Annotated in this window: 28 protein-coding genes and 2 pseudogenes; 12 read left to right on the top strand and 18 right to left on the bottom strand. The window is 39.9% G+C overall.

Annotated elements, in window-relative coordinates; translation table 11 throughout:
* Positions 1 to 192: 192 nt before the first annotated feature.
* Positions 193 to 763, bottom strand: a pseudogene (locus ODQ17_RS16885) (TetR/AcrR family transcriptional regulator).
* An 88-nt stretch (positions 764 to 851) separates the two neighbouring features.
* On the opposite strand from ODQ17_RS16885, the pseudogene ODQ17_RS16880 reads away from it, so the two are divergent.
* A pseudogene (locus ODQ17_RS16880) lies at positions 852 to 2,066 on the top strand (oxygenase MpaB family protein).
* A gap of 70 nt (positions 2,067 to 2,136) precedes the next feature.
* On the opposite strand, the gene ODQ17_RS16875 reads toward ODQ17_RS16880, so the two are convergent.
* From ODQ17_RS16875 to def, 4 genes are all read right to left on the bottom strand, one after another.
* Positions 2,137 to 2,343: a hypothetical protein gene (locus tag ODQ17_RS16875; protein ID WP_049838257.1), complete on the bottom strand. Its 207-nt coding sequence runs from the start codon at positions 2,341 to 2,343 to the stop codon at positions 2,137 to 2,139.
* Positions 2,344 to 2,397: 54 nt separating this feature from the next.
* Positions 2,398 to 4,512 carry a TonB-dependent copper receptor gene (locus tag ODQ17_RS16870; RefSeq protein ID WP_322905057.1) on the bottom strand — a complete coding sequence of 705 codons (2,115 nt, stop codon included), beginning with the start codon at positions 4,510 to 4,512 and terminating at the stop codon, positions 2,398 to 2,400.
* 72 nt (positions 4,513 to 4,584) lie between these two features.
* Positions 4,585 to 5,010 (bottom strand): DUF2946 family protein, encoded by a 426-nt coding sequence (locus ODQ17_RS16865; RefSeq protein ID WP_005309169.1) that lies wholly within the window; start codon positions 5,008 to 5,010, stop codon positions 4,585 to 4,587.
* 43 nt (positions 5,011 to 5,053) lie between these two features.
* A complete protein-coding gene (gene def, locus ODQ17_RS16860) occupies positions 5,054 to 5,584 on the bottom strand; it encodes a peptide deformylase (protein ID WP_004795267.1) in 531 nt (176 codons plus the stop codon).
* Positions 5,585 to 5,706: 122 nt separating this feature from the next.
* Here def and ODQ17_RS16855 point away from each other — a divergent pair, with 122 nt between their 5' ends.
* The 3 genes from ODQ17_RS16855 to ODQ17_RS16845 are packed head-to-tail and all read left to right on the top strand — an operon-like array spanning position 5,707 to position 8,634.
* Positions 5,707 to 6,861: a LysM peptidoglycan-binding domain-containing protein gene (locus ODQ17_RS16855; protein ID WP_191900723.1), complete on the top strand. Its 1,155-nt coding sequence runs from the start codon at positions 5,707 to 5,709 to the stop codon at positions 6,859 to 6,861.
* 20 nt (positions 6,862 to 6,881) lie between these two features.
* Positions 6,882 to 8,015, top strand: coding sequence for a DNA-processing protein DprA (dprA, locus tag ODQ17_RS16850; RefSeq protein ID WP_322905054.1), 1,134 nt, complete (start codon positions 6,882 to 6,884; stop codon positions 8,013 to 8,015).
* A 49-nt stretch (positions 8,016 to 8,064) separates the two neighbouring features.
* On the top strand, positions 8,065 to 8,634 hold the full coding sequence (locus ODQ17_RS16845; RefSeq protein WP_013199176.1) for an L-threonylcarbamoyladenylate synthase: 570 nt from the start codon (positions 8,065 to 8,067) through the stop codon (positions 8,632 to 8,634).
* 391 nt (positions 8,635 to 9,025) lie between these two features.
* Here the strand turns inward: ODQ17_RS16845 and ODQ17_RS16840 are convergent, their stop codons facing one another.
* Together ODQ17_RS16840 and ODQ17_RS16835 are read right to left on the bottom strand one after the other, a co-directional pair.
* Positions 9,026 to 9,946 carry a DMT family transporter gene (locus ODQ17_RS16840; protein ID WP_322905052.1) on the bottom strand — a complete coding sequence of 307 codons (921 nt, stop codon included), beginning with the start codon at positions 9,944 to 9,946 and terminating at the stop codon, positions 9,026 to 9,028.
* A 111-nt stretch (positions 9,947 to 10,057) separates the two neighbouring features.
* Positions 10,058 to 10,711: a TetR/AcrR family transcriptional regulator gene (locus tag ODQ17_RS16835; protein ID WP_322905050.1), complete on the bottom strand. Its 654-nt coding sequence runs from the start codon at positions 10,709 to 10,711 to the stop codon at positions 10,058 to 10,060.
* A gap of 135 nt (positions 10,712 to 10,846) precedes the next feature.
* Between ODQ17_RS16835 and ODQ17_RS16830 the strand changes: the two genes are divergently transcribed.
* The 4 genes from ODQ17_RS16830 (at position 10,847) to ODQ17_RS16815 (ending at position 14,254) form a co-directional block, all read left to right on the top strand.
* Positions 10,847 to 12,061 carry an MFS transporter gene (locus ODQ17_RS16830; protein WP_198308392.1) on the top strand — a complete coding sequence of 405 codons (1,215 nt, stop codon included), beginning with the start codon at positions 10,847 to 10,849 and terminating at the stop codon, positions 12,059 to 12,061.
* A gap of 21 nt (positions 12,062 to 12,082) precedes the next feature.
* Entirely contained in the window at positions 12,083 to 12,847 is a 765-nt protein-coding gene (locus tag ODQ17_RS16825) for an AraC family transcriptional regulator (RefSeq protein WP_322905046.1), read from the top strand.
* Between the two features lie 121 nt (positions 12,848 to 12,968).
* On the top strand, positions 12,969 to 13,514 hold the full coding sequence (locus ODQ17_RS16820) for a glutathione peroxidase (protein ID WP_322905044.1): 546 nt from the start codon (positions 12,969 to 12,971) through the stop codon (positions 13,512 to 13,514).
* A 143-nt stretch (positions 13,515 to 13,657) separates the two neighbouring features.
* On the top strand, positions 13,658 to 14,254 hold the full coding sequence (locus ODQ17_RS16815; protein WP_322905042.1) for a hypothetical protein: 597 nt from the start codon (positions 13,658 to 13,660) through the stop codon (positions 14,252 to 14,254).
* A 57-nt stretch (positions 14,255 to 14,311) separates the two neighbouring features.
* Here the strand turns inward: ODQ17_RS16815 and ODQ17_RS16810 are convergent, their stop codons facing one another.
* The 10 genes from ODQ17_RS16810 to ODQ17_RS16765 all read right to left on the bottom strand — a co-directional run bounded on the left by ODQ17_RS16810 (position 14,312) and on the right by ODQ17_RS16765 (position 22,488).
* Positions 14,312 to 14,731 carry a F0F1 ATP synthase subunit epsilon gene (locus tag ODQ17_RS16810; RefSeq protein WP_004795288.1) on the bottom strand — a complete coding sequence of 140 codons (420 nt, stop codon included), beginning with the start codon at positions 14,729 to 14,731 and terminating at the stop codon, positions 14,312 to 14,314.
* A 17-nt stretch (positions 14,732 to 14,748) separates the two neighbouring features.
* Positions 14,749 to 16,143 (bottom strand): F0F1 ATP synthase subunit beta, encoded by a 1,395-nt coding sequence (gene atpD / locus ODQ17_RS16805; RefSeq protein WP_004795290.1) that lies wholly within the window; start codon positions 16,141 to 16,143, stop codon positions 14,749 to 14,751.
* A 30-nt stretch (positions 16,144 to 16,173) separates the two neighbouring features.
* A complete protein-coding gene (atpG, locus tag ODQ17_RS16800; protein ID WP_002114131.1) occupies positions 16,174 to 17,043 on the bottom strand; it encodes a F0F1 ATP synthase subunit gamma in 870 nt (289 codons plus the stop codon).
* 77 nt (positions 17,044 to 17,120) lie between these two features.
* Positions 17,121 to 18,665, bottom strand: coding sequence for a F0F1 ATP synthase subunit alpha (gene atpA / locus ODQ17_RS16795; RefSeq protein WP_004795293.1), 1,545 nt, complete (start codon positions 18,663 to 18,665; stop codon positions 17,121 to 17,123).
* 46 nt (positions 18,666 to 18,711) lie between these two features.
* Positions 18,712 to 19,248 (bottom strand): F0F1 ATP synthase subunit delta, encoded by a 537-nt coding sequence (locus tag ODQ17_RS16790; protein ID WP_004795294.1) that lies wholly within the window; start codon positions 19,246 to 19,248, stop codon positions 18,712 to 18,714.
* 12 nt (positions 19,249 to 19,260) lie between these two features.
* Entirely contained in the window at positions 19,261 to 19,731 is a 471-nt protein-coding gene (locus ODQ17_RS16785; RefSeq protein WP_004795296.1) for a F0F1 ATP synthase subunit B, read from the bottom strand.
* Positions 19,732 to 19,769: 38 nt separating this feature from the next.
* The gene (atpE, locus tag ODQ17_RS16780) at positions 19,770 to 20,015 is read right to left on the bottom strand and encodes a F0F1 ATP synthase subunit C (protein ID WP_000424060.1); all 246 of its coding nucleotides are present in this window, start codon (positions 20,013 to 20,015) and stop codon (positions 19,770 to 19,772) included.
* Positions 20,016 to 20,099: 84 nt separating this feature from the next.
* Entirely contained in the window at positions 20,100 to 20,975 is an 876-nt protein-coding gene (atpB, locus tag ODQ17_RS16775; RefSeq protein ID WP_004795298.1) for a F0F1 ATP synthase subunit A, read from the bottom strand.
* A gap of 104 nt (positions 20,976 to 21,079) precedes the next feature.
* A complete protein-coding gene (locus ODQ17_RS16770) occupies positions 21,080 to 21,478 on the bottom strand; it encodes an ATP synthase subunit I (RefSeq protein ID WP_004795299.1) in 399 nt (132 codons plus the stop codon).
* A gap of 170 nt (positions 21,479 to 21,648) precedes the next feature.
* Positions 21,649 to 22,488, bottom strand: coding sequence for a metal ABC transporter solute-binding protein, Zn/Mn family (locus tag ODQ17_RS16765; RefSeq protein ID WP_215903578.1), 840 nt, complete (start codon positions 22,486 to 22,488; stop codon positions 21,649 to 21,651).
* 127 nt (positions 22,489 to 22,615) lie between these two features.
* Here ODQ17_RS16765 and ODQ17_RS16760 point away from each other — a divergent pair, with 127 nt between their 5' ends.
* From ODQ17_RS16760 to znuB, 3 genes are read left to right on the top strand one after another with little or no spacing between them, the layout of a single operon-like run.
* Positions 22,616 to 23,113 carry a transcriptional repressor gene (locus ODQ17_RS16760; protein ID WP_005309148.1) on the top strand — a complete coding sequence of 166 codons (498 nt, stop codon included), beginning with the start codon at positions 22,616 to 22,618 and terminating at the stop codon, positions 23,111 to 23,113.
* Positions 23,086 to 23,874, top strand: coding sequence for a zinc ABC transporter ATP-binding protein ZnuC (gene znuC / locus ODQ17_RS16755; RefSeq protein WP_322905038.1), 789 nt, complete (start codon positions 23,086 to 23,088; stop codon positions 23,872 to 23,874). Before ODQ17_RS16760 ends, znuC begins: the two co-directional genes overlap by 28 nt.
* 3 nt (positions 23,875 to 23,877) lie before the next feature.
* A complete protein-coding gene (gene znuB / locus ODQ17_RS16750; RefSeq protein ID WP_004795302.1) occupies positions 23,878 to 24,687 on the top strand; it encodes a zinc ABC transporter permease subunit ZnuB in 810 nt (269 codons plus the stop codon).
* 1 nt (position 24,688) lies between these two features.
* On the opposite strand, the gene ODQ17_RS16745 is transcribed toward znuB, so the two are convergent.
* Positions 24,689 to 25,315, bottom strand: coding sequence for a LysE family transporter (locus ODQ17_RS16745; protein WP_199943899.1), 627 nt, complete (start codon positions 25,313 to 25,315; stop codon positions 24,689 to 24,691).
* Between the two features lie 159 nt (positions 25,316 to 25,474).
* On the opposite strand from ODQ17_RS16745, the gene ODQ17_RS16740 reads away from it, so the two are divergent.
* Positions 25,475 to 26,389 (top strand): Dyp-type peroxidase, encoded by a 915-nt coding sequence (locus ODQ17_RS16740; protein WP_322905036.1) that lies wholly within the window; start codon positions 25,475 to 25,477, stop codon positions 26,387 to 26,389.
* Positions 26,390 to 26,423: the final 34 nt, after the last annotated feature.

Raw genomic sequence — 26,423 nt, 5'->3', positions numbered from 1 at the left:
ACTGTTTTTCAACAAGTTCTTATCTGCATCACCGCCGATGGATGTGCATTATAGAGGATTAAGAGCCCTTTGCAAGCGAAAATTAGAAACTTATGACTTGAGCGTTCACTTTTAAATCAACAACCAATTTAACCTATTGTTTTATATCAATAATTATTTTAATTATTTATTTTTGACTTAAATAAGCCAAGATCATGCTCGACAATTCGCGCTTAAGTTGTTGTTCTGATATAAGAAAATTATTCTGACTCACATATCGCATCATCGTAAAAAGCGTACTATTAATAATTACAAAGGATTTATGCTTCACCTGTTCGAAGTCCCACTGATGAGGATTTCTACTAAATGTATATAGCCCTACTTCAAAAAAATGCTTTTCTAAAATCTGAGCAGCTTGCGAATGGCTATAGTTATGCCAATGTTTCAGTACTTCTATAAAAAATCCATGATCGGCTCTTAATGCATTAAACCCTAGCTCTATCGCCAAGGGGATGAGCAGGTCTAAAGGAATATTTCCTTGCTGCATAACTAGCTCTTTAAGTTGATGTCCTAATAGTTCACTTTTACGGCGTAATAGTTCTTCTATGATTTGATCTTTATTCTCAAAGTATTGGTAAATCGAACCTACACTTACTCCAGATTTCTCTGCAATTTTAGGAGTCGTAGTATGTAGTAATCCATATTGGGCAATACAGTGCTGTGTCGCCTCTAAAATATGGTCAACAATAATTTTTGAACGCTGTTGCTGTGGAGCTTTTCTCATCAGTTGTTTATTCGTTAAATGCGAATTGAATGCGAATAATTATTCATATTAGCCTATTTATTATTCAGTTCAATAAGTAAGTAACGATATGCAAACGATTAGCCCAACTCGACTTGCTTCTTTTAATGACATGCAAGACAGTAATTTTTTTACGCAGTTTTTAAATGTCTGTTGCGAAAAACCAGCTCAACCGAGCTATACAGAATATGTATCTTTACAACGCGCTCTTTGTGAAGGGGACGTTGAAATGGATAAGGTGATTGATTGGGTTATGCAAAACCCCAAAGATCATCGCATGATTTTTGAAAAGATATTATTTCAAGGCCGCAATGACCTCTCTGAGCCGATACCTACTGATTTGGAAAATTTCTTTAATTACGTTGAACAAAAGCCCGAATGGTTAGACCAGCGCCAAATTGATGAGGCTGTTAAATTTACTCATCGTTTAGGAGTAAATAATGGTTTTATCCTTAGAGATTTATCTTTAATGGCAGGATACTTATATCCGGGATTTAATCAGCCCCTAATTTTAACGGGCGCATTAAAGAAACAGGCGGGTACTCGTTTAGCAGAAACTACAAAATGGTGGGTTGATATTACTGAACCTCAGGGGTTTTCTCGTTTAAGCTCAGGTTTCACGTCAACGATTTATGTTCGCTTTATTCATGCACTTGTTCGTCGACAATTAAAAAAGTCTGATCGTTGGGATAGTGAAATTTGGGGAATTCCACTTAATCAATTTGATTTAGCAATGACTAATTTGGCTTTTAGTAGTGTAGTTTTACTTGGTATTAGAGCTTTAGGTGTATGGCCAACGAAACAAGAAGCTAAGAGTTTTTTACATTTTTGGCGTTATGTTGGGTGGTTAATGGGTATTAATGAAAAATGGCTTATTCAATCTGAATCCGAAGGTTGGCGGTTACTTTACTGGATGCAGTTTGCTCATCCTCGCTCTGATCACAGCAGTGTTGAATTAGGATCGAGCTTATCTAAAGAGCCTTTTGAGAGAAAATATCTGCATTTACGCTCTTTGCAGCAAAAACTTGCTTATCGATAACATTTAGAACTTACCCAATTTTTTATTGGTAAGAAAAGAATGAAACTACTTGGATTGCCTCAGCAGTCTGCTTCATGGTTTGCTTATTATTTGATTGTGCGTAATTCACTACTTTATAGTGGTGCGAAGCTTTCACCAAAAGTTGAAAAGTTTTTATCCAAATCAGGTCGCAATATACAAAAGCTTGGCTTAACGCTTTATCAGAATCAAGGTAAGGCAAAAACCTTAGCAAGTATGCATCAATAATTTTTAGAACCTAAAAACAAAAAATGGAAGCCCCGTTATCCAGACTTCCATTTTTCAAATATTAAGGAACTTATTGAGATGATGAACTATGCATTTCAGCGTGATTCATTTGCTCAGGTGTTTCCATCATTTGCTTATTTTTTTGACTTGGCATGTAGTCAGGCTCATTGTTAATCGCCAAGTAAAAAATAATCATAAACAATAAGCTCAAGATACAAGCCACAATAAGTGACTTCCATCCCCACCATGATTGTTCAGGCGATAATTTATTTGTCATTTCATTTCTCTCATTCAATTAATATTTTCAGTTCATTTCATTCGCTATAGCTTATTAAAACTTCATGCTCATACGAACCCAGTAATTTCTTCCGATATTATTGAATTGCTCTTCACTCGCAAATCCAAAACCTGCACTACCCGCTTTGTTTAAGTGTTCGGTATAGGTTTTATCTAATACGTTATCAACGCCAACAGAGACATCAATATCTTTACGAAGGTTGTAACTTCCGTTTAAAGAAAGAGTTGAAAAACCTTTACTTGGTTTGAGGTCATACCCCACGATGTTACCTTGATGTAGACTCACGCGGTTTTGCTCAGCAACAGCTCGCCATAGCAGACCTAAATTATATTTGTCAGCTACATAGCGAATATTTAAACGACCTTCTAAAGGGGAAATTTGAGGTAGCGGTTTGTCATCTGTGGTGTTTTTACCCCACGCATACATAGCACTCAAATCTGCCTGAATATGATCGGTAAATTGATATCCAATACCTGCTTCTGCACCAGCAATGGTTGCATCAACATTTTTGGCACCTGCAGTAATATCATGGCTCATATCATGCCCATCCATTCCCATACTTGGGTGATGGTGATAACTCATTAAAATGTAGTCATCTACTAAGCCCGCATAAGCAGAAGCCCATGTATTTAAAGCACCATGTTGCTGCTGGAAGCCCATATCCAACTGTAATGTTTTCTCAGGATTCACACCGTTAAAAGTATTGGTTGAGCCAGCATTACCGTGTTTAGGCGAGAAAAGCTCCCAATAATCAGGCATACGCTCTACATAACCCAAACCGATATAGCTTTTTAGGTCATGCTCAGGATGTTGGTTTTCCCAGCGTACAAATGCACTTGGTAAAGTCTTTTCAAGTTTAGTATTAAAGCCTTTTGCCTGAGAATCGGCGCGCTCATCTTCAACTGTGACTCGATCTAAACGCACACCTGTGACCAGTTTGTTGAGATCGTTCCATTGATAACCAAGTTCACCAAAAGCACCGTATGATTGAAAACGCATATCTTGACGATATGGAACATTCATAGAAGGCATATTTGGCGATGACATGCTACCGCCATGTTTATTGAATTGAGAATCTACACCTGTAATCAAACTCCACTTATTCCATTCAGAAGTCATGGCCAAACGTGAGTTTAATGTACGGCGCGTTACCTGCATTGCCATCGCGTTCGGCATCAACATGGTCATACCACCATGATTCATTTCAACTAATGGCGGAGTACGTAAGCTAAAGTTATCCATAATATGGTCGTTATAGCTGTAGTTCACCTGCCCTTCAATTTTCTTAATGACATCAGTGATGTTTTTCTTTTCAAAACGTAGCCCTAAGCTTTCACGCGCAAACTGAGAACCATCCATTGAACGTCCAGCATAAAGCGATTCACCATCCGATTTCCCACCAGTGAGTTCGATCCAAGTGTCTTCATCTGGAGTGAAGCCAAGTGCTACATCAGCATTCCACTTTTTCCATGCTGAAGGCACGGTATTGCCATCACCATCTTGATAACTATTAGACTCTGAACGGTTAGCATTTAAACGAATATATTTCTTTTCATCACCAATTGCCGCCTCAACGTTATGGTCAATACGTCCATATGAACCTAGCAAGACACTCGCTTGCCCACGATAAGGTTTTTCAGAGGTGAGTTTCTCAGGCTGACGTTCAAAAAGGACTGTTGCAGCAGAACCTGTATTGGCATATTGAACAGTTTGGGGACCTTTAATGACAGAAATACGATCATAACTTTCTGGAGAGATATAAGAAGTTGGAGCATCCATACGGTTTGGACATGCACCTAGGTTTTCTGTTCCATCTGTCAAAATTTTGATACGTGAACCAAACATGCCTCGGAAGGTCACATCACCATTTGTTCCACCGCTTTGTATTGAGTTAAAACCCATAATACTTTGTAGATAATCTGCCCCATCTGTAGCAGGTACTGGCTGAATGGGCTGTTTCGGGTCGGCATGTACAATCAGACCATTTGCATCATTGCCTTGCTGTGCTGTAACAACAATAGGTGCTAATGAGTGAAGTGTTTTGGTATCAGCATCATTTCTTTCTGAATCAGCAAAAACTAGACCCGAATGAGAGACAGCAAGCATCGCAACCCATAGAGGCTGTAATAAGAATTTAGAATGTGGCATTTTTATACGCTCTAAAACATAAATAAAGTGATATTGAAGTCAGTTAAGACCCCAACAAAAAATTGCTTTTATTTATGCAAATAGAGGCGGTGCGCGCCCTTGCGGGAGTAGGAAAAGTCGCTGTAGCGCAAAGTAAACATGTCGAAATGCTTGTTGATAGGCAACTAAGCGGACTTGTATGCGGACTAAAACTTCTTTTACACCAAATTCAGGTGGTAAAACCAGATTGGCATAGACGGTACAATATTGACACTGGTGATTTGCATCATGATGATCATGTTGCCCAGAAGCTTGTGCCTGTTCAATATGATGTTCATGATGTGAATGCATGGTATGTGACATGGTTTCCATTTGTGCTTTAGGTTTAAGCAAAGCACGAGTAATAGTTTCACAGACCGGAGCAATTTGATATTGCTTCGGTAATAGCGGCTGTAGAAATACCGCAACCTGTAAAAATACTGCTGCACATGCAAGCAGTAAACCACTACGAAAAACCAAAAATCACATCCACACTATATTAATGTTTCAAGAATAGAAATTTTTAACGTTTTACTGCAACTTTTTCACGCTCACGTTGACGAACAACTTTTTCGACTTTTTCTCGAGCACGCTGACGTTTAAGTGGCGACAAATAATCCACAAATAATTTGCCATTTAAGTGATCCATTTCATGTTGGATACAAACAGCGAGAAGTCCATCAGCTTCTATCTCAAATGCTTGACCTTCAAGGTTAATTGCCTCAATTTTCACACGTGACGGGCGCTCAACTTTGTCGTATATTTGTGGCACCGATAGGCAGCCTTCTTCGTACTGCTGCTTATCTTCTGTCAGTGGAGTGATTTTGGGGTTAATAAAAACCAAGGGTTCATCTTTAGCTTCAGATAAATCTATAACGATTAACTGAATATGACGATCTACTTGTGAAGCTGCTAAACCAATACCGGGTGCGGCATACATGGTTTCAAGCATATCTGCTGCAAGTTGACGAATTTCATCAGTAACTTCTTCAACAGGCTTAGCAATGGTACGAAGACGGGGATCAGGAAAACTTAAAATAGGTAATAAGGCCATACTGACGTCCTCACTTATGCCATTGATTGAAAAACCAAATGAAGGAAATACTTCATCGAAAAATTGTGTGTTAGCCGCCTATTATAACGCATCTGCACGCATAATTTTTAGGAATTATCATAATGAAAAAGGTTTTTAACGGCATGGTTGAATTTCATGCTTTGGGGATAAAAAAGCATTTACTTGCTTTCGCACTTTTTACAGGGGTTGCAATGGGTACAGTAGCAGAGGTTCATGCTGCTAGTCCGAACCATAATCCACCCTCTCTAAAAAGCAATGCACCACATGTCTACGTTGTAAAACGCGGAGATACGCTGTGGGATATTTCCGGTCATTTCTTAAGTAAACCTTGGCGCTGGCCAGAAATCTGGGCAAATAATCAACATGTCAAAAATCCACACTGGATTTATCCTGGTGACCGCTTGTTGTTATGCAGTTTAGCGGGTCGACCATTGATCGGTAAAGATGAGGGAGATGGTTGCGTTGGTATTATTCGTCGCTACACAGGCCAAATGACAAACTTGCAACCTCAAGTTCGTGTGGAATCGCTTAACGACAATGTGCCTGTTATTCCACTTGAACATATCAAGCAGTGGTTAGAACACAGCACAATTTTGCCAGCCGATGCAATTGAACACACTCCTTATATTGTGGGTACTGCTGATCAACGCGTGCTTGCCGCAAGAGGTCAAACCATTTATGCGCGTGGACAAGGTTTAGTTAATGGTCAACGTTATGCAGTCTACCGTGAAGGCGAACCTTATTATTTCACAGACAGTAAAGGTAAAAAGCATAGTCTAGGTATTGAACTGCAACAAGTTGCTTCAGGGATTGCGATCTCTTCTGAAAAGGACATAACAACGCTTGAGTTAACTGATAGCTACAATTCCGAAGTACGCCGTGGTGATCGGGTTATGCCAGAAGAAGAAGCTACATTACCTACTTTATTTTATCCGGTAGATGCCACTCAAGTTACAGATGCTGGCAAGATCATTCGTGTAATGGGTTCAATTGGCAGCGCTGCAAAAAATAGTGTGGTGACTTTGGACCGAGGTACAGCACAAGGGATTCAAGTAGGACAAGTTTTTGATATTACTCAAAAAGGTGAAACCATTCGAGACCCTAAAACCAAAGAACCAATACAGTTGCCTGGACAACAGATTGGTAGTCTGATGGTTTTCAGAACCTTTGATCAGCTTAGCTATGCCTACGTATTAGAAAGTGACCTACCTATTAAAGTTGGTTCAAGTATTCAGCCACCTCGTTTTGATGATTAACGCTGGATATACCATTTACAATGCTTACTCAACTTTCTTCACACCATTACCACACGCTTAAAGTGTGGTATTTGGTGCAACACTCCTTAGTTAGCTTCAAAAAAATTGTCAATTATTTTGGTAGCTGTGAAAAAGCGGTCCAACCTGCTGGGTTATCTCAATGGTGCAATCTCGGGTTACATACTAATCATTTAAAACGCGTAGATGAATTTCAAACTGCTCAGGGTCAGGCTCAGTTTGAAAAACTAATTGAGCAGATCCAGCAATATACCGACTTTATTTTAACGTCAGAAGACCTTGGCTATCCTACGCAATTACTACCTTATACAGACCATCCACCCATCATATTTGGGAAAGGCCAAGCGCAAGCTTTGTTACAACCACAAATTGCGATTGTAGGTAGTCGAAAACCAAGCCCGCATGGTCGTCAGGTTGCTTATGATTTTGCCTATTACTTAAGTGAAAAAGGATTTTATATAAGTAGTGGTTTGGCATATGGGATTGACGAAGCTGCTCACCAAGGAGCTTCAGCACATCAACGCACGATCGCTGTGACAGGGACCGGTTTAGACAGTACCTACCCTGCCCAAAATAAAAAACTCGCAGAACAGATCTTGGCTCAAAACGGCGCCATCATTACTGAGTTTTTGCCCGGTACGCTACCATTACAGCAGCATTTCCCTCGTAGGAACCGAATTGTCAGTGGTCTGAGTTTAGGTGTGTTAGTGGTGGAAGCTACTTTAAAAAGTGGTTCTCTCATTACTGCGAACAAAGCTGCTGAGCAAGGTAAAACCGTATTTGCCATTCCTGGTCACATTTACAGTGAGTTTCATCAGGGCTGCCATCAACTTATTCGTGAGGGAGCCATTTTAGTCGATCATCCTGAACAAATTATTGAAGATCTTGCTTTACCTACTCAATGGCAAAGTCAGCAACAAAACTCAACTGAAGAGGTCGTGGTTTCTTGTGCCCCAGAAATTCCTGAACATTTGATTAACCTTTATCAGTCTTTAGACTGGGTCGGACAAAATATTGATCAGCTTGTCATACACCACTCACAACCTGTGGCAGAACTCACCTCTTCACTCATGGAACTAGAACTACTTGGTTTATGTATGCAACAATCAGGGCTGTATTTACGTTGTCGCTCTTAGTGCTGGAGCGCAATAGCAATTCTGTTTGATTGAAAGGAAGAGTATTACCATGATTACCACCTCAGTTACCGAAGCAGCCGAATGTTTACAACAAGGTCAAGTTTTGGCATATCCAACTGAGGCAGTTTGGGGGTTAGGTTGCGACCCTTTTAACGAACAGGCTTTTCAAAAGATTCTTGAGTTAAAGCAAAGGCCTATTGAAAAGGGAGTGATTTTATTAGCAGGTCATATTAGCCAAGTTGAGCATCTACTAACTTCGCTACCTCAAACAACCCAACAAGAAATTATTGATTGTTGGACGAATCATCAACCTTCAGAAAGAGCCACAACTTGGCTATTACCTGCTGGCGAACATATTCCTTCATGGATTAAAGGTGAACATCCACTTGTTGCTGTTCGAGTCACCACACATCCTTTGTGTGTGGCATTATGCAATGCTTTTCATGGTTTTATTGTCTCGACGAGTGCCAACCCAAGTGGGCAAGAACCTGCTCATTCACTACAAGATGCCTGCCAATACTTTGGTTCACAATTAAACTATCTCAATGGTGACTTAGGCCAAAGTCAACAACCAAGTAGAATTATTAATGCTCTCACTGGAGAGATTATTCGCGCCTAATTTCAGACAAAAAAAAGCTCAGTTATATAGGGATAACTGAGCATAAAAAAGGATGGGTATATACCGCATCCAGAGGGTTTGGATATCTCTGCAACGAAAGATAATTTGCAAAAAAAGCACGTCTTTCGTAGTGGTCGCTATTATGTAGTAAGAGATCAAATGAGAGAAATATATTATTTCTCTAAAAAAAGCATGAAAAGTGTAGGGAATTTACGAATTTTCGCTTATAAATTAAAATTATATTAATATTTTTACTCGGCTTTTTTAATATTTATATTTCAATCTATTCTTATAAACTATTTATAAATCATATAGAAAAACTTTAACTAAGAAAAAAATGGCATATTTTCATCAGTTTTTTTCAAAATATGCCATAGTTTTTTTAACGACTTTAGTTTTGCTCTTGCATTAAGCTGTTCTTTTTAGGACTGACTTTTTTCTGAGCCATAATGATACCAATTAAGATAACAATCCCACCTATTGTGTGATAGATGGTCCATTGCTCAGACAACCAAATGCTTGCAATAATTGCTGTAAAAACAGGAACCAAATTCATAAAAATACTTGTTCTATTGGGACCCAATTGTTGAACAGCCAACATCCAAACTAACGGTGCAATGAGTGAAGCGAATACACCTGCATAAATAGCACTTGGCGCATTTTGTGCATTTAAAGCATCTAGTCCGAACCAAAAAATTAAAGGCAGATGAAATATTACAGAGAATCCAATCTGAACATATAAGCTTGTCATGATTGGAAGTGGAAGCTGCCATTTTTTAAGGAAAACCCCATAAAATGCGTAGAAGAATACGGCAATAATCATCAATGCATCACCAAGATGCCCGCCTCCACTTAATAAGTGGCTAATATTTCCTTGGGACATAACATATAGCAAACCAGCGAAAGATAAAATGCTGCCAAAAACTGCAAATCGATTAGGCACATCTTTTAAAATCGCAAGCGAAACAAAGATTGTAAAGATAGGAATAAATGCATTCACAATTCCCATATTGGTTGCACTGGTATAATGGGCAGCCGTATAAGCAAGTCCTTGATAAAGCACCATCCCAAATGCACTTAACACAGCCAGCTTAGGTAAATATGGTATTAATAATCGTCTTTGTCTCCAAACAGGTAAGAGCATAAACGGTGTTAAAATAATAAAAGCGATTAACCACCGATAAAAACTAATACTTACCGGAGAAATATAATCCGAAACATAGCGGGTGACTACAATGTTTAAAGACCAAATCAGTACTGCCAAAATGGGAAAAATAAATGCCCATTTGTGATATTTCATGACCTGACTCATAGTAATACACCATCTACAAAAGAGATTTTATTTTGAAGAATGTCTTAATAAATTGAAATATCGTATTTCCGACATTGATATTGAACTTAGGACATCATCTTTTTCTAGAATCTAAAATAATGTCCAAGCTTTCACCGCATGACCTACCACTTTATGTAATTGCTCGCTACTCGCACCATCTCTCGCTTGAATAGTCAGCCCTTGAATGACAGTGGTATAAAAATCAGTCATTTCCTGTAAAGGAGCATGAGAAGATAAATCCCCCTGCTCTACACCTTGCTGAAGGCGTTTTAATAATTTTTCTTTTGTCTTTATGCGCTTATCTAATAGATTTTGCTGTACATCTTGAGTTGCATCAGAGCAATTCATAGCAGCAACGACCACCATACAACCTGCTGGCTTATTCGGCTGAACCAATCTTTTAACAATGTCATAAAGATATAACTCAACAGCAATTTTTGTAGTTTTTGCTTCTACAAATATAGTGTCAATCGGACATCCTTCATGAGCTAAATAGTAATCAACACATCTGTAAAACAGCCCTTCTTTGTCGCCGAAGGCACTGTATAAGCTAGGTGCTGTAATTTCCAAAGCTTGTGTTAAATCACTAATAGACGTTGCTTCATAACCATGCTCCCAAAACAGCAACATTGCTTTTTGCAAAACCTGTTGTTCATCAAAGCATTTAGGACGTCCACGCTTTTTTTTCAGCGCGTCTTCTGTAACAGCTAAATTCGTTTCATGCCTATTTGTCATAAAGATCACATCTATTTTTATAACAATCGTTATTAAATTAATTGACGTTCGATTTTTTATCAACTATTTTATTTTCATAATGATCGTTAGTTAATTAATAAATTGCCTTTCTTCACTCTAAATTTAGCCAAGTAAGGATTTCCTATGGACCAATCTTCTATTTCTAAAGCGCGACCCACGACCTCCCCTCAAGGGAGCTGGTTTGCCATTTTGGCCGTTGCGATTGCAGCGTTTGCATTAGTAACAAGTGAATTTTTACCTGTTGGTGTTTTAAATAGTGTTGCAACAGATTTAAATATTTCTGTAGGTACAGCCGGTCTTATTATTACTGTACCCGGCATTATGGCAGCAATTGCCGCCCCTCTATTACCTGTATCTGTGAAACAACTTGATCGGCGTTATGTGCTTATCTTGCTGACAGCCATTATGGTTATTGCCAATACCATTACAGCCTTTGCAGAAAACTTCCATATTTTATTGCTCAGTCGCTTAATTTTAGGAATTTCGATTGGGGGTTTCTGGGCGACAGCAATTGCTTTAAGTGGGAAATTAGCTCCTTCACATCTTCCTATTGCTAAAGCAACAGCTGTAGTAATGGCTGGTGTAACTTTTGCGACAGTTTTAGGGGTTCCGATTGGAACATGGTTAAGTGAATTTTATGGTTGGCGCAGTGCTTTTGGAATTACAGCAGGCATTGGCTTAGTTGTTTTAATCTTACAGTTAATCTTTTTACCTAAACTTGTTCCAGACTCCGCAATTCACATAAGAGATTTGCCAGCACTATTACGCACTCCTAAAGCACGTAGTGGTATGTTGATTGTTTTACTGATTGGACTTGCTCATTTTTGTGCTTATAGCTATTTAGCACCTTTCTTCAAAAATATTGCAGGCTTTAACGGCACAACAATTAGTTCATTACTATTGCTCTATGGAATTGCAGGTATTTTCGGAAATGCGTTTGCCGGCTATAGCGGCAATTTAAATGTCCGATATACACTTGCTTTTGTTAGCGCTTGCTTTGCAATTGTATTTTTTGGATTCCCACTTTTTGCCATTCATGAATTTGGTGCTATTGTCTTAACAGCTTTATGGGGCTTCGCATTTGGCGCTTTCCCTACCTCAGCAAATATTTGGATGTTTGTACATGCACCAAATGCGGTTGAAAAAGGTATGCCTCTTTTTGTAGGTATGTTTCAGGTGATGATTGCGACAGGTTCATTATTAGGTGGATATGTAGTTGATCATTTCAATGAAAATACTTTAATTTATGGTGTATTAAGCTTTGTTGCCCTAGCATTACTAAGTACATTTACCTTAGCAAAAGGTTTAAATAATCCTAAAGCGACTTGTGAAAATTAAAATATTATTCAGAGTAAATAAATGAAAAATGAGGACCAACAATTTTCTTTATTGAACAGTATAGAAGTTCATGAATTTCTATATCAAAAAGAAGATATTGTTCGTCCTCATGCATCCCTCTGGGGAGATTTTAATTTCAGTTTGAATGGCATTTTGGAAATGCAAGTAGAGGAACAAATCTACTTATCTCCTCCAAGCTATGGGCTTTGGATTCCTCCTCAAACAGTTCATCAATCTACTCACATCGACCATGAAATTCATTATATCTGTATTCGACTACACCCTAGCCTCTGTTCTATTTTAGGAGACGTCTGTAAATGCTTTAGTATTCAGCCTTTCTTTCGAACCTTAGTTTTACAAATTCTCGAACAGCAAAAACAAACTGGAAAACCTGAATATTTAGAACATCTTTTACAAGTTTTATTCGATCAACTTAAACAAGCTCCTGCATATTCACACTATTTACCTCAAACGCGTCATCCTGTTTTATTGCCTATTCTAGAAAAACTCTCAGACCCATTACTTTTTGATCACTCTTTACAGCAGTTACTACAAAATTTCTCGGTCAGTGATCGCCACTTATTACGTTTGAGTCAACAAGAGCTTCAGCTTTCGTTATCGGAATGGCGTAACCGAGCCAAAATTGTTTATGCCATTCATCAGATCCGCCAAGGGACATCCATTAAGCGTTTAGCTTACGATTTAGGTTATCAACATAGCTCAAGTTTTATCGAGTTTTTTAAACGTTATACAGGGCAAACACCTATCCAAATGAGAAATAACTAAAATTCAGTTTATCTTTTAAAATCTTTTTCTTTTTAGAACACGAATATTATTGCACTGCCCATCAATAGCAGTTAAAACAAATGCGTTACTTGATATCAATTACAATCTTTAGGAAAGACTCATGACACAATCTGTATATCACATTCCAGTAAAAGCCATTTCAGGCGAAATGGTTGACCTCGAACAATACAAAGGGAAAGTTTTACTTATTGTAAATACTGCTTCTAAATGTGGTTTAACTCCACAATACGAAGGCTTAGAAAAGCTTTATCAAGCCAAGAAAGATCAAGGTTTTGAAATTTTAGGTTTCCCTGCAAACAACTTTAAGGAACAAGAACCAGGCTCTGATGAAGAAATTCAGCAATTCTGTTCATTAAATTACGATGTTCACTTCCCTTTATTTTCTAAAGTATCTGTTGCAGGTGAAGATAAGCATCCACTGTATGCAACTTTGACATCAGCTCAACCAGAACGTAATGGTGAAGGACCTTTCCGTGAACGCTTAGAAGGTTTAGGTATTCCAACTAATCCAGCTCCAGAAGTTTTATGGAACTTTGAAAAATTCTTAATTAATAAAAATGGCGAAGTAGTGGCTCGTTTTGCTCCAAACCTAACTGCAGATGACGAACAAATTGTTAAAGCCGTTGAAGCAGAATTAGCAAAATAACGTTTTTAAAAACGTGAAAAAGAGCGTTTTATACGCTCTTTTTTATTATCTGCTCAAAGTGTTGTTTGTTTGCAAAAATACAATCTTTCTCCATATTTTATGCCTATAGTACCTATTTGCTTTATTTGATGTTGTTTGTAGTTATGAAAAAAGTTTTACAGGGTGCATTTCTTCCTTTTGTAATTTTTGCCTCAGGCATGCTTTTACTCGGGTGTGATCAAGCACGAGATCATGCTACTGAACAAGAAAATACTGAAATAAGTGAACAGGCATCTGATCAAGCTATTGAACGACAAGAATCAGATATTGTTCCAAGCAAAACTGAACTCAAAAGCGGCAATATTTTTTATATGGTTCGAGATGCTGCTAATTTACAGCTTAAAGCTGGAGATTATGTTGAACAGCTTAAAGACACTCAACTTGACGTTGAACAAGCAATTCAAGATAAGAATCAAAGTGAATTAAAAACAACTGTTTCAACTTTAAAACAGCAATTACAAGGTTTAAATCAAGCCCTTCTCACCTTAGATATCAAAAGTCAGGAAATTGAGAATATCCGCCAAAGTTTACTACATGCCAATCAACAAGCTCTTAGTATGCCGTTATTAAATGGGAAATTAGATCAAATCAATTTTGACCAAATTGAAAAACAGCTAAATACTATTCAAATGGATATGGTGAAGCTTGCTGCCATGATTATGGCTGGAGATGAAAAATCAGACTCAAAATCTGAATCTTAAAAATTAACTTATAAAAAAAGCCACCTTACGGTGGCTTTTTCAATCTCGAACCGCGTCTTATTGAGCGCGGTTTTTGATTTTACGGATTGTTTCAAGCTGGCCTGAGATCTCTGATAGAGATGCCAAAGCAGCAGCTGAGTCCAAATCACTCTTTTGGTTCGCAAGCAATTGTTCAGCATTTTTACGTGCTTCTAAAATTGCAGCTTCATCCAAATTGTCTGCACGGATTGCAGTATCTGCAAGAACCGTTACAACATGAGGTTGAACTTCTAAAACACCGCCAGATACATAGACGATTTCTTCTGTACCATTTTCCAACTGAACACGAATCGGGCCCGGTTGAAGCAAGGTTACGAGTGGAGCGTGTCCTGGTAAAATACCAAGCTCACCACCAGCACCTTTCGCGATTAACATCGTCACTGCGCCAGAGTAAATAGACTCTTTAACACTTACGACATCACATTGCATAGTCGCCATGAGATGATCTCCTTAAATTAGAGTTTCTCAGCTTTAGCAATCACTTCGTCAATACCACCAACCATATAGAACGCTTGTTCTGGGATGTGATCGTATTCACCAGCTAATAGACCTTTAAAGCCACGAATCGTTTCTTTAAGTGGTACTAATTTACCAGGAGCACCAGTAAACACTTCAGCTACGTGGAATGGTTGAGAGAAGAAACGTTGGATTTTACGCGCACGGTAAACAACCAATTTATCTTCTTCAGCTAACTCATCCATACCCAAGATTGCGATAATGTCTTTAAGCTCTTTATAACGTTGCAATACGTTCTGTACAGAACGAGCAATTTCATAATGCTCTTGACCAACAACTAATGGGTCTAACTGACGTGAAGTTGAGTCAAGTGGATCGATCGCTGGATAGATACCAGAAGATGCGATGTCACGGCTCAATACTACTGTTGCATCTAAGTGAGCAAATGTAGTTGCAGGCGATGGATCTGTTAAGTCATCGGCAGGTACATATACTGCTTGGATCGATGTGATCGAACCAGATTTAGTAGATGTAATACGCTCTTGAAGAACACCCATTTCTTCTGCAAGTGTAGGTTGGTAACCTACCGCAGATGGCATACGACCTAACAATGCTGATACTTCAGTACCTGCAAGTGTATAACGGTAGATGTTGTCGACGAATAATAATACGTCACGACCTTTACCATTTTCGTCTTTCTGATCACGGAAGTATTCAGCCATAGTCAAACCAGTTAACGCTACGCGTAAACGGTTACCTGGTGGCTCGTTCATCTGACCGTAGACCATTGCTACTTTGTCAAGAACGTTAGAATCTTTCATTTCGTGATAGAAGTCGTTACCTTCACGAGTACGCTCACCAACACCAGCAAACACAGATAAACCTGAGTGAGCTTTCGCGATGTTGTTGATCAACTCCATCATGTTAACGGTTTTACCAACACCCGCACCACCGAATAAACCAACTTTACCACCTTTCGCAAACGGGCAAAGTAAGTCAATTACTTTAATACCAGTTTCTAAAAGATCAGTAGAAGCTGCTTGTTCAGCATAAGAAGGTGCTTCACGGTGAATCGGCAAACGCTCTTCAGTCGCTACAGGACCTGCTTCATCAATCGGGCGACCCAAAACGTCCATGATACGACCAAGCGTAGCTGGACCTACTGGAACAGAAATCGGTGCATTTGTGCTGGTTACGTTAAGGCCACGTTTAAGACCTTCTGTAGAACCCATTGCGATGGTACGAACAACACCATCGCCAAGCTGTTGCTGAACTTCTAATGTAGTTTCAGTACCGTCAACTTGGAGAGCGTCATAGATCTTAGGAACGCTATTGCGCTCAAACTCGACGTCGATAACCGCGCCGATGATCTGAATGATACGACCGCTACTCATTGCTGTCTCCTCAATTCAAACTTAATAATGTTAAACGGCAGCGGCACCGCCAACGATCTCGGAAATTTCCTGAGTAATCGCGGCTTGACGCAGCTTGTTGTAAATGAGTTGTAGGTCTTTAATCAGTTGTCCTGCGTTGTCTGTCGCTGCTTTCATCGCGACCATACGAGCTGACTGCTCACATGCAACGTTTTCAATCACACCTTGATAAACCATAGACTCGATATAGCGAACCAACAAACCATTTAACAATTCTTCTGCTTCTGGTTCGTAGATATAGTCCCAACCATAAGTACGGTTGAGATCATCGCCTTCTTCTGCTGGTGCTAAAGGAACAAGTTGTTCTACTTTAGGCTGCTGAGTCATTGCATTAACGAAGCCATTTGATACGAGGTAGATACGATCTAATTCGCCCTTATCAAATGCATCAAGCATAACTTGTACTGAGCCAGTTAACTGTTCCAAACTCGGCGCATCGCCAAGTTGGGTAGTTGCACCAAGCACTTTACCGCCGTAATTCTTAAAAAACGAAACCGCTTTTTGACCAATTAAAGCAAATTCAACTTCAATTGACTGCTGCTGTTGTGCTTTGACATGCTGCACAACTTTCTTGAACAAGTTAATGTTCAAGCCACCTGCCAAACCACGATCTGAAGACACTACGATATAGCCAACGCGCTTAACTGGGCGATCAACCATATAACGGTGTTTGTATTCAGGGTTTGCTTGGACCAAGTGAGCAATTACACGGCGCATATTATCGGCATACGGACGGCCCTGAGCCATGCGCTCTTGCGCACGACGCATTTTAGAAGCAGCTACCATTTGCATCGCGCGAGTAATCTTTTGCGTGCTCTTGATACTAGCTACTTTGGCGCGAATTTCTTTTAAATTTGCCATACGCTTAACCTAGTATTCGAAAGCTCTTTCGAGCTTCCGAAGGTTGATCCGTGAACCAAACTTAACTAAAACTGAACTTAGTAAGTTTGAGTCGCTTTAAAGCTTTCAATACCTGCTTTGATTGCTGCTTCGATGTCTTTGTTGTAATCACCAGTTTCATCGATTTGTTTCATCAACGGAGCATATTCTGCGCGGAAGTAAGAAATTAACGCAGCATCAAAGTCTACGATTTTCTTAACTTCTACGTCAGCCATATAGCCTTCGTTAGATGCATAAACAGAAACAGCTTGGTCAGCAATTGAGTAAGGAGCATATTGCTTTTGCTTCATTAACTCAGTTACACGTTGACCATGTTCAAGTTGCTTACGAGTTGCTTCATCAAGGTCAGAAGCGAACTGAGCAAACGCAGCCAATTCACGGTATTGTGCTAAAGCAGTACGGATACCACCAGACAATTTTTTGATGATCTTAGTTTGAGCAGAACCACCAACACGAGATACAGAGATACCCGCGTTCACAGCAGGACGAATACCTGCGTTGAATAATGATGTTTCTAAGAAGATCTGACCGTCAGTAATCGAAATTACGTTCGTTGGTACGAATGCAGATACGTCACCTGCTTGAGTTTCAATAATTGGCAATGCAGTTAAAGAACCAGTTTTACCAGTTACTGCGCCATTAGTGAATTTCTCAACGTAGTCAGCAGATACACGAGAAGCACGTTCAAGAAGACGTGAGTGAAGATAGAATACGTCACCCGGATACGCTTCACGACCTGGTGGACGACGTAAAAGTAATGAAATTTGACGGTAAGCAACTGCTTGCTTAGACAAATCATCATAAATAATAAGAGCGTCTTCACCGCGGTCACGGAAGTATTCACCCATTGTACAGCCAGAGTACGGAGCTAAGTACTGCATTGCAGCAGGATCAGCAGCCGCAGCAGCGACAACAGTTGTATACGCCATAGCGCCAGTTTCTTCTAGCTTACGTACAACGTTTGCAATTGTTGATTGTTTTTGACCAATCGCAACGTATACGCATTTAATGCCAGAGTTTTTCTGAGCGATAATCGCATCGATCGCCATCGCTGTTTTACCAGTTTGACGGTCACCAATAATCAACTCACGCTGACCACGACCCACAGGAATCATGGTATCAACTGATTTGTAACCAGTTTGAACAGGTTCGTCTACAGATTGACGCCAAATTACGCCCGGTGCTACTTTTTCAACAGCATCAGTTAATTTTGCATCAATTGGGCCTTTACCATCAATTGGGTTACCCAAAGCGTCGACAACACGGCCAAGAAGTTCCGGACCAACTGGAACTTCAAGTACACGACCTGTACAACGAGCTTTTTGACCTTCTTGAAGGCTTAAGTAGTTACCTAAGACAACGGCACCCACTGAATCCTGTTCTAGGTTCAGTGCCATACCAAATAAGCCGCCGTCAAATTCGATCATTTCACCGTACATTGCATCAGCAAGACCGTGAATGCGCACGATACCGTCGGATACCATAACAATGGTACCTTCGTTTTTAGCGGTCGCGCTGGTGTCCAGATCGCTGATACGCTGTTTAATGAGCGCACTGATCTCGGATGGATTCAGTTGTTGCATTGCGCTATTCCTCAATCTTTTATTAGTTCAGTCTTCATCATTTGCATTATGCAAGAAGACGAGTACGCATTTTTTCAAGCTTGTTAAGCGCAGAATCATCTATCACTTGATCGCCTGCACGAATTACAACACCTGCAATAAGCTCAGGTTTAACTTCAACTGAAACAGTTACAGTACTGTTGAAACGCTTTTCTAAAGCAGATTTCAACAATTGCTCTTGTTCAGCAGTTAATGGGAAAGCCGATTCAATCACGACATCCACATTGTTGTTATTCTGTGATTTAAGCTGTTCATATTCTGCTTCAATTTCAGGTAACAACATTAAACGATCGTTATCTGCAAGAAGTGTCAAAAAGTTAGACACTGCTTGAGATTGACCTTCACCTAAAACTTTAGCAAAAAGCTTCACTTGCTCCACAGGAGTAAGTTCAGGGCGATTTAAATAAGCGGAAAATGCTTCGTCTTGCACCGCAGCACTGAGCACTTGTAACGCATTCGACCAATTGTCTGTTGCACCTTGCTCAGAAGCATAAGCAAATGCTGCTTTGGCATACGGACGTGCCAACGTCAAGAGTTCAGCCATGATTCGCCTCTCTTAAAGTTTAGCAGCCAGCTGAGACAGCATGGCATTATGAGCTTCTGCGTCAACTTGCTGGTTCAGGATTTTTTCTGCGCCAGTTACTGCCAAAGCAGCTACTTGTTGACGTAATTCTTCGCGAGCAGAATTGATATCTTGATCAACAGCTTCTTTAGCCTGTTGACGAATACGCTCACCTTCAGCCGCAGCTTGAGTACGAGCTTCTTCGATCAATTGTGCTGCACGACGGTTCGCTTGTTCGATCAATTGAGCCGCTTGTGCTTTAGCTGCATCAAGCTCTTGCTTTACTTGCGATTGTGCATCGGCAAGATCAGCTTTCGCTTTTTCTGCTGCATTTAAGCCATCAGCAATTTTACGCTGACGCTCACTAATCGCATTGATTAGTGGTGGCCAAACAAACTTCATGCAGAATGCAACAAAGAATGCAAACGCAATCGCTTGACCAATCAATGTGAGGTTGATATTCATTGCAATTCCTCAAATAGTGGATTTAGGAATTAAGATGATTAACCTACAAATGGATTAGCGAAGATGAAGAACAAGCCAATACCAACACCGATCATAGGCACAGCATCAAGAAGACCCGCGATTAAGAACATACGAGTTTGAAGTTGTGGAGCCAATTCTGGTTGACGAGCAACAGCTTCTAAAAAGCGACCACCCAAAAGACCAAAACCAATCGCAGTACCTAAAGCACCGAAAGCGATCAAGATAGCAGATGCAATTGCAACTAGACCTAAAGTGAGTTCCATGAAAAATTCCTCAGAGGTTAGGTTATTACCAAATTAAATTAAAAAAATTCAGCCCAACCATCGTTTGATAGTTAGGCAATACCATTAATGTTTTTCGCTTGCCATGCTCAAGTAAACGATGGTAAGCATCATAAAGATGAATGCCTGCAACGTGATTACAAGAATGTGGAAGATCGCCCAAGGCACAGACAACGCCCATTGAATCCAGAACGGCAATAAAGCAATTAGGATAAAGATCAACTCACCGGCATACATGTTACCGAATAGTCGGAGAGCTAATGAAATCGGACGAGCAAGGAATGTTACCAATTCCAAAATCAAGTTCACTGGAATAAGCAACGCTTTTGCAACTGGATTACTTGGGTTAAATGGGTTAAGTGCCAATTCACCAACGAAACCACTAACACCCTTTTCGCGGATGCTGTAGAACAAGATAAGTACAAATACAGATAAAGACATACCTAAAGTAATGTTTGGATCTGTAGATGGAACGATCTTGAAGTAAACGTGGTGAGGGTCCATACCAAATACGTTTGCACCTACAAACGCTGCAACTTGAGGAATCCAGTCAACTGGGATCAAGTCCATTAAGTTCATGAGGAAAATCCACACGAAAATAGTGAGTGCAAGCGGAGCGATTAAACGTGATTTGCCATGAAAAGTATCACGGACACTTGAGTCAACAAACTCGATGATCATTTCAATTGCAGACTGGAATTTAGTTGGAACACCTGCATTAGCAGCTTTCGCAACGATCCAGAACATCAAACAGAAAATAACACCAAGGCCAATTGACCAACCCATTGAATCCAAGTGAATTGCAGTGAACCCCATCGAATGAGCTTCTTCAGCAGTCTCAGCCAATTTCCATGTACCGTCTGGCATTTTGCCATAGGTCATATTGGTCAAGTGATGCTTGATATACTCTGTCGAAGTGAGGGCATGTTCTTCAGCAGCCATAAATCACACCTGGTCAATGTCAATTACTAAAAAGAAGGGAAACGAACATCGGCGCACTGTCGATATCTCGCTACCCTCCAAAAAATCTTCAATTCTTCTTGTTTCTACACCCGCTTTTGTAGACGTGACACCCAAAACGGAGCGACCCACGACATTGTCTGAACGAGAATAAAACCAAACAGCAATGCTAACGGTGATAAAGGTTTAACATTGCTCAAAATCAAAATAAATCCAACGATCATGATTGCAAATTTGCCTAACATGCCCCTATACATGTTAGACAGCACTTGTTTTGATGCTCTCGCACCTGCTGTTCTGAAGGATTGCCACGAGAAATAACTCATAGCAAGCCAGCAAACCAGTGCACCAAGTGCCGCACTTAATGCTGCTGTCATGTCTTTTATGCTCCACGCCACTAGGGCGGAAACAGGGATCATACATGCTTGTAAGAAGACCAAAGCTTTTGCTAATCGTCGGTCAATCAAGCGACTAGTTTGGCTCATTATTTATCCACTCACAGCATAAATGCTTGACAAGTTTAGCTGATGATCGCTTTTAATCGCAGGCATTATAGAGTTACACCCCTGAACATGCAATCTTTTCCCGACTTTAGTCGGGGTTTTTCATGACAGGTGGTGCTGACGCTACAGTCAGCCTTTGTTTATTTTTTATCTTACTTTTGCGTACTTAATACACATTTATCTGTTTTTATAGCCAGTTTCTTCCATGCAGTGACGAAATCATCCTCGTTATTCATGCTCTCGTCTACGGGTTGAAAAGTAATGTTACCTAATTTTTGATACTGACTTTTAGTGGTAAAACTTTCCGCTAACAAACACATCTGATCTTTTGGTCGATTATCATTAAGATACTTAATTTGAGCTGCTGTTGGTGCAACATGAGGATCATCTGTCAAAGCGCCTGCGAACTTTAAATTTAAAGAGCGTTCTAAATATTGATAGGCATCATGATATGACCAATATGGCTTACCATTACTTGTACTGTCGTAAGCTTGTGCTGCCTGAAACATTTTGCGAGCAAAGAGATTAGCATTATTCCAATATTTAGCCTTATTTTCAGGATGCTGCTGAGAACGTAAAGCTGCAATAAAGAAACCGATTCGAACTGCATTGTTTGGTTCTAACCACACATGAGTATCTACTGTATTAGGCAAAGCTACACCGCGGGTACTACGCAGGGGTAAAACAGAAACTATGCCACTATCTAATAAGGCAATCGCTTTCTTATTATTACCTAACAATTTATTTAGAGGTGCTTCATGAGCCTTACCCAACCAAATGACCAATGATGCATCATTAATTGCTTTACGGTGCGCTGGGGTTAATTGTACGTCATGCCCAGTTTGTCCCTTTAATAAGAGTTGTGGTTCCTCAATACCTTGAGTGACTTCTTTTGCAATCAGATAGATCGGGTGTGTAGAAACCACCAAACCCTGACTCCACCCTAACGTACTCAAAAGAGAGAACATACTGAAAACAAAAAAACGGAACATGACAGACCATCAATTTAAATTAGCTCGAAGCATGTTATAATATAACAAAGTTACAAAAATACCTAAGATTAATCGAATGAAGCATCGCTTCATGCTAATATTCCGTTAAAAATTCGAGGTTATTTCTATGAGTTCCTGCTCGCATGAACATCATGATTCTTTGCATGGTGTGCATGATCACCATAATGTCGCAAACCGTTTAGCTGAAGCAGAAAATTTATGTTCTGCGACTGGCGCACGACTTACGCCTTTGCGCAAAGAAGTTTTGGAACTCATTTTAAATGCTTCGGGTCCAATGGGCGCCTATGACTTACTCGCACGTATAAAAAGTCAAACTGATCGTCCGGCTGCTCCTCCAACTGTATATAGAACTTTAGATTTTTTATTAGAAAAAGGTTTGATCCATCGCCTAACTTCTATTAATGCCTATATTCCCTGTTGCCACCCTCGCGAAGGCCATCAAGCAGCATTCCTAATCTGTACCGAATGTCACATGGTTAAAGAAGCCTCTTCTCAAGGTTTAACTCACCAGCTTGACCAACTTGCAGCGTCAGATGAGTTCGTGGCTCAACACAGCATTATTGAAATTTCGGGGAAATGCCAACAGTGCCGCACAACTCGTTAAATCCTGTATTAATTCAACTTGAGCAGGTTTCTGTTCATCGTGATGATCGGGAAATTTTAAAAAAAGTTGATTTTGCTCTACATCAAAATGAAATTGTGTCTTTAATCGGACCAAATGGTGCTGGTAAATCAACACTGATTAAAGTTCTACTTGGTATTCTCCAACCGAGTAGTGGACGCATTGTTAATTATAAAAAACTCAAAATGGCGTATGTGCCACAAAAATTCAATCCTTCACACAGCCTGCCTTTACGTGTTCAGGATCTACTTGATTTAGAAAAGTGCAGCCCTACCCTTCGTCAAGAAATTATTCAAGACACAGGTATCTCCAAGTTACAACAATCAAAAGTACAACAACTTTCCGGGGGGGAGCGCCAACGCGTATTACTAGCGCGCGCCCTACTTCGTCAGCCAGATATTTTAGTTCTTGACGAACCGATGCAAGGTTTAGACATTCAGTCAGAAGCTGAACTTTATGAATATGTCCGTAGTCTGCCAGAACGATATGGTTGTGCAATCTTAATTGTTTCTCATGACTTACAATGGGTGATGGAAGGAACACACCGCGTAGTTTGTTTGAATAAACATATTTGCTGTAGTGGGTTACCCGAGAATATTCAACAACATCCTGAATATCAGGCTATCTTTGGAACTCAACGGGTTTTCTATCAACATCATCATGATCATTGCGCTCACGGTGATGCAGCACACCCCTGCCCTCATAATGACCGTCCTCACATCCACCCAGAACCGGAAGCTTAAGCCATGATGGAATGGTTACAATTATTGTTGCCCGCATGGATTATGGGAACCTTGCTCGTGTTTTTAACTGCCCCTCTGGGTTGTCTAATGCTTTGGAGACGCATGTCTTTTTTTGCTGACACTATGGCACACGGAACACTACTTGGGGTTGCTATCGCAGGTGCTTTAAGCCTTCCTCTTTGGCTTGGTGTTGCAGGCACTGCGGTTTTACTGGTCGCAATTTTATGGGCCCTACATGACAATCGCTTACCCAATGATGCGCTCTTAGCCTTATGTTCAGCGACTTTACTCTGTAGCGGTTTATTATTTATTCAACATGTTCCAAGTTTAAGACCTGAGCTTTTAAGTTACTTATTTGGTGACTTGCTCAGCATTGATTGGCCCGACTTGCCTGTTTTCACTTTAATCATTGCGCTATCACTCGCAATTCTTTACCGCTTTTGGCAGCCACAAATACAATTTGCAATTGATCCAGACATTGCAATTAGTGAAGGGGTAAATGCGAACTGGCAACGTCTTATTTTCATGCTGTTATTGGCTTTATTTACTGTATTAGCCTTACGTGCGGTAGGTTCTTTGCTTATGGGTGCATTACTCGTAATACCTGCATTAAGCGCTCGCCTACTAGCAAACTCACCAAAGCAAATGGTCGTTTGGGCATTTGTGTTAGCTCAGCTTGGGGTGAGTGTGGGATTATGGTCAAGCGCAGCACTCAACATCTCTACAGGCTTAAGTATTGTTTTATGCATGGCCTTAACTTTCGCCGTTATTTTCATAACTCAAAAGCTAAAAAATCAGACACAGGCGGCCTAAATTAGGACGCCTGATGAACTGTACTCAATAATAAAGCCGCACAACTAAACATCACAGCAAAACCTCGATTCAAATATTTTTGCTGTTTAGGGGAGCGAAGTAATCTTAGAACCTTTGATGCTAACCCTGTATATCCAGCCATTACAATCAAATCAATCGTAATCATTGTTACAGCCATAATCAGGTACTGTATCCATTGAGGCTTACCCAAATCTAGAAACTGGGGTAAAACAGCTAATAGAAATACAATCGCTTTGGGATTACTAATATTGACCACAAAGCCATTTAACAATAGCGCGAATACAGATTTATCTCTTTTTTCTTGTTGAATTTCTATATCTTTTATAGGCGCTGTCCACTGTAAGTAAGCAAGGTATAACAAATAAATCACACCAAACCATTTAACAAACTGAAAAGCCAAAGGTGTCGTTGCAAATAAAACCCCCACACCTGCTGCCACCACTAAAATTTGAAGTAGCAAAGCGATTTGCAAACCAATCGCATTCCAATAGCCATGCCTAAAACCATAGTTTAGACCACTCGACATTGAAGCAATTGCTCCTGCACCCGGTGAGATACTAATAACCCAACAGGCCAACATATAAGCGAACCAAACTTGCAGAGACATAGCAAAAAATAGACTATAAAAGTGGAATTATACTGTTTTATAAAGCTATCTTAGTCAGAATTCAAACAATAAAATCAAGAAATAGACTACTAACGGCTCTTCGCATCAGGCACAATAATTAAAGCTCATACTAAATTATAATTGAGGAGATACCTTCCAATGACTGCTCAATCTGTCATTTTGCCATTGCCATCAGATCATGCTCGCTTCATTGTTCTTCGTTTAAAAGACTTATCAATTGATGAATTAAAAAAACAAATTGGAGCTTTATTTGAAGCACGAGACCGTCTAATTACTCAGCATTCTGATGCTCAAATTAAAACAGCAGTCGCTTTTGGTCCTGAACTATGGAAACAGCTCTATTCGCAAACTCCTGTAGGATTTAAACAGCTTGAGCCAGAACAAGGTGCATTCAACATGCCATCTGTGCCAGCAGATGTACTCATTCATATTGCCAGCATGCGCTCTGATATTTGTTTTGCATTAAGCCAAGCATTTTTTGAAGGTATTAAAGATAAAGTCGAAGTTCTTGATGAGCGTGTTTGCTTCCGTTATTTCGATGGTCGAGATATTACAGGTTTTATAGACGGTACTGAAAACCCTCAGTTCCCAGATGATCGTGCAGAAACAGCTCTTCTACCTGAAGAGGCTGGAGTATTTGCCGATGGTAGTTTCATTTTCGCGCAGCGCTATGCTCATGATTTAGAAAAATGGAAAAAATTGAAAGTTGATGCGCAAGAAAATGTCATGGGTCGCACCAAACTTGAATCTATTGAATTAGATGATGATGTTAAGCCAGAAAATGCCCATGTTGCCCGTACTGTTGTTGAGGATGATGAGGGCGAAGAAATGGAAATCTTGCGCCATAGCCTACCTTATGGCGATGGCCGAGGTGATCAGGGCTTATTTTTCATCGCCTATACTAAAGACCTGAGTATTATTGATGCCATGTTAAAGCGTATGTTCGGCACAAGTGGAGATGGTATTCATGATCGTTTATTGCACTTCGTGACACCACTTGATGGTGCTTATTACTTTGCACCAAGTGAAGAATTGCTAGAAGAAATTCTATAGAAGACTAAATATAAAAAGAGGAGCATAAAGCTCC

This window comes from Acinetobacter sp. IRS14, assembly GCF_034650275.1.
In the GTDB taxonomy this organism is placed as follows: domain Bacteria; phylum Pseudomonadota; class Gammaproteobacteria; order Pseudomonadales; family Moraxellaceae; genus Acinetobacter; species Acinetobacter oleivorans.
This window is presented reverse-complemented; position numbering and strand designations above follow the sequence as displayed.

Bases quoted from the DNA above. Each gene is read 5' to 3' on its own strand.
- dprA (WP_322905054.1), top strand. From the start codon at position 6,882: ATGCTTACTCAACTTTCTTCACACCATTACCACACGCTTAAAGTGTGG.
- ODQ17_RS16820 (WP_322905044.1), top strand. From the start codon at position 12,969: ATGACACAATCTGTATATCACATTCCAGTAAAAGCCATTTCAGGCGAA.
- ODQ17_RS16855 (WP_191900723.1), top strand. From the start codon at position 5,707: ATGAAAAAGGTTTTTAACGGCATGGTTGAATTTCATGCTTTGGGGATA.
- atpE (WP_000424060.1), bottom strand. From the start codon at position 20,015: ATGGAACTCACTTTAGGTCTAGTTGCAATTGCATCTGCTATCTTGATC.
- ODQ17_RS16845 (WP_013199176.1), top strand. From the start codon at position 8,065: ATGATTACCACCTCAGTTACCGAAGCAGCCGAATGTTTACAACAAGGT.
- ODQ17_RS16875 (WP_049838257.1), bottom strand. From the start codon at position 2,343: ATGACAAATAAATTATCGCCTGAACAATCATGGTGGGGATGGAAGTCA.
- ODQ17_RS16760 (WP_005309148.1), top strand. From the start codon at position 22,616: ATGAGTTCCTGCTCGCATGAACATCATGATTCTTTGCATGGTGTGCAT.
- ODQ17_RS16840 (WP_322905052.1), bottom strand. From the start codon at position 9,946: ATGAGTCAGGTCATGAAATATCACAAATGGGCATTTATTTTTCCCATT.
- znuB (WP_004795302.1), top strand. From the start codon at position 23,878: ATGATGGAATGGTTACAATTATTGTTGCCCGCATGGATTATGGGAACC.
- ODQ17_RS16815 (WP_322905042.1), top strand. From the start codon at position 13,658: ATGAAAAAAGTTTTACAGGGTGCATTTCTTCCTTTTGTAATTTTTGCC.
- ODQ17_RS16770 (WP_004795299.1), bottom strand. From the start codon at position 21,478: ATGAGCCAAACTAGTCGCTTGATTGACCGACGATTAGCAAAAGCTTTG.
- ODQ17_RS16810 (WP_004795288.1), bottom strand. From the start codon at position 14,731: ATGGCGACTATGCAATGTGATGTCGTAAGTGTTAAAGAGTCTATTTAC.
- ODQ17_RS16830 (WP_198308392.1), top strand. From the start codon at position 10,847: ATGGACCAATCTTCTATTTCTAAAGCGCGACCCACGACCTCCCCTCAA.
- ODQ17_RS16870 (WP_322905057.1), bottom strand. From the start codon at position 4,512: ATGCCACATTCTAAATTCTTATTACAGCCTCTATGGGTTGCGATGCTT.
- ODQ17_RS16785 (WP_004795296.1), bottom strand. From the start codon at position 19,731: ATGAATATCAACCTCACATTGATTGGTCAAGCGATTGCGTTTGCATTC.
- ODQ17_RS16765 (WP_215903578.1), bottom strand. From the start codon at position 22,488: ATGTTCCGTTTTTTTGTTTTCAGTATGTTCTCTCTTTTGAGTACGTTA.
- atpG (WP_002114131.1), bottom strand. From the start codon at position 17,043: ATGGCAAATTTAAAAGAAATTCGCGCCAAAGTAGCTAGTATCAAGAGC.
- atpD (WP_004795290.1), bottom strand. From the start codon at position 16,143: ATGAGTAGCGGTCGTATCATTCAGATCATCGGCGCGGTTATCGACGTC.
- znuC (WP_322905038.1), top strand. From the start codon at position 23,086: ATGCCAACAGTGCCGCACAACTCGTTAAATCCTGTATTAATTCAACTT.
- ODQ17_RS16745 (WP_199943899.1), bottom strand. From the start codon at position 25,315: ATGTCTCTGCAAGTTTGGTTCGCTTATATGTTGGCCTGTTGGGTTATT.
- ODQ17_RS16790 (WP_004795294.1), bottom strand. From the start codon at position 19,248: ATGGCTGAACTCTTGACGTTGGCACGTCCGTATGCCAAAGCAGCATTT.
- ODQ17_RS16825 (WP_322905046.1), top strand. From the start codon at position 12,083: ATGAAAAATGAGGACCAACAATTTTCTTTATTGAACAGTATAGAAGTT.
- atpB (WP_004795298.1), bottom strand. From the start codon at position 20,975: ATGGCTGCTGAAGAACATGCCCTCACTTCGACAGAGTATATCAAGCAT.
- atpA (WP_004795293.1), bottom strand. From the start codon at position 18,665: ATGCAACAACTGAATCCATCCGAGATCAGTGCGCTCATTAAACAGCGT.
- def (WP_004795267.1), bottom strand. From the start codon at position 5,584: ATGGCCTTATTACCTATTTTAAGTTTTCCTGATCCCCGTCTTCGTACC.
- ODQ17_RS16740 (WP_322905036.1), top strand. From the start codon at position 25,475: ATGACTGCTCAATCTGTCATTTTGCCATTGCCATCAGATCATGCTCGC.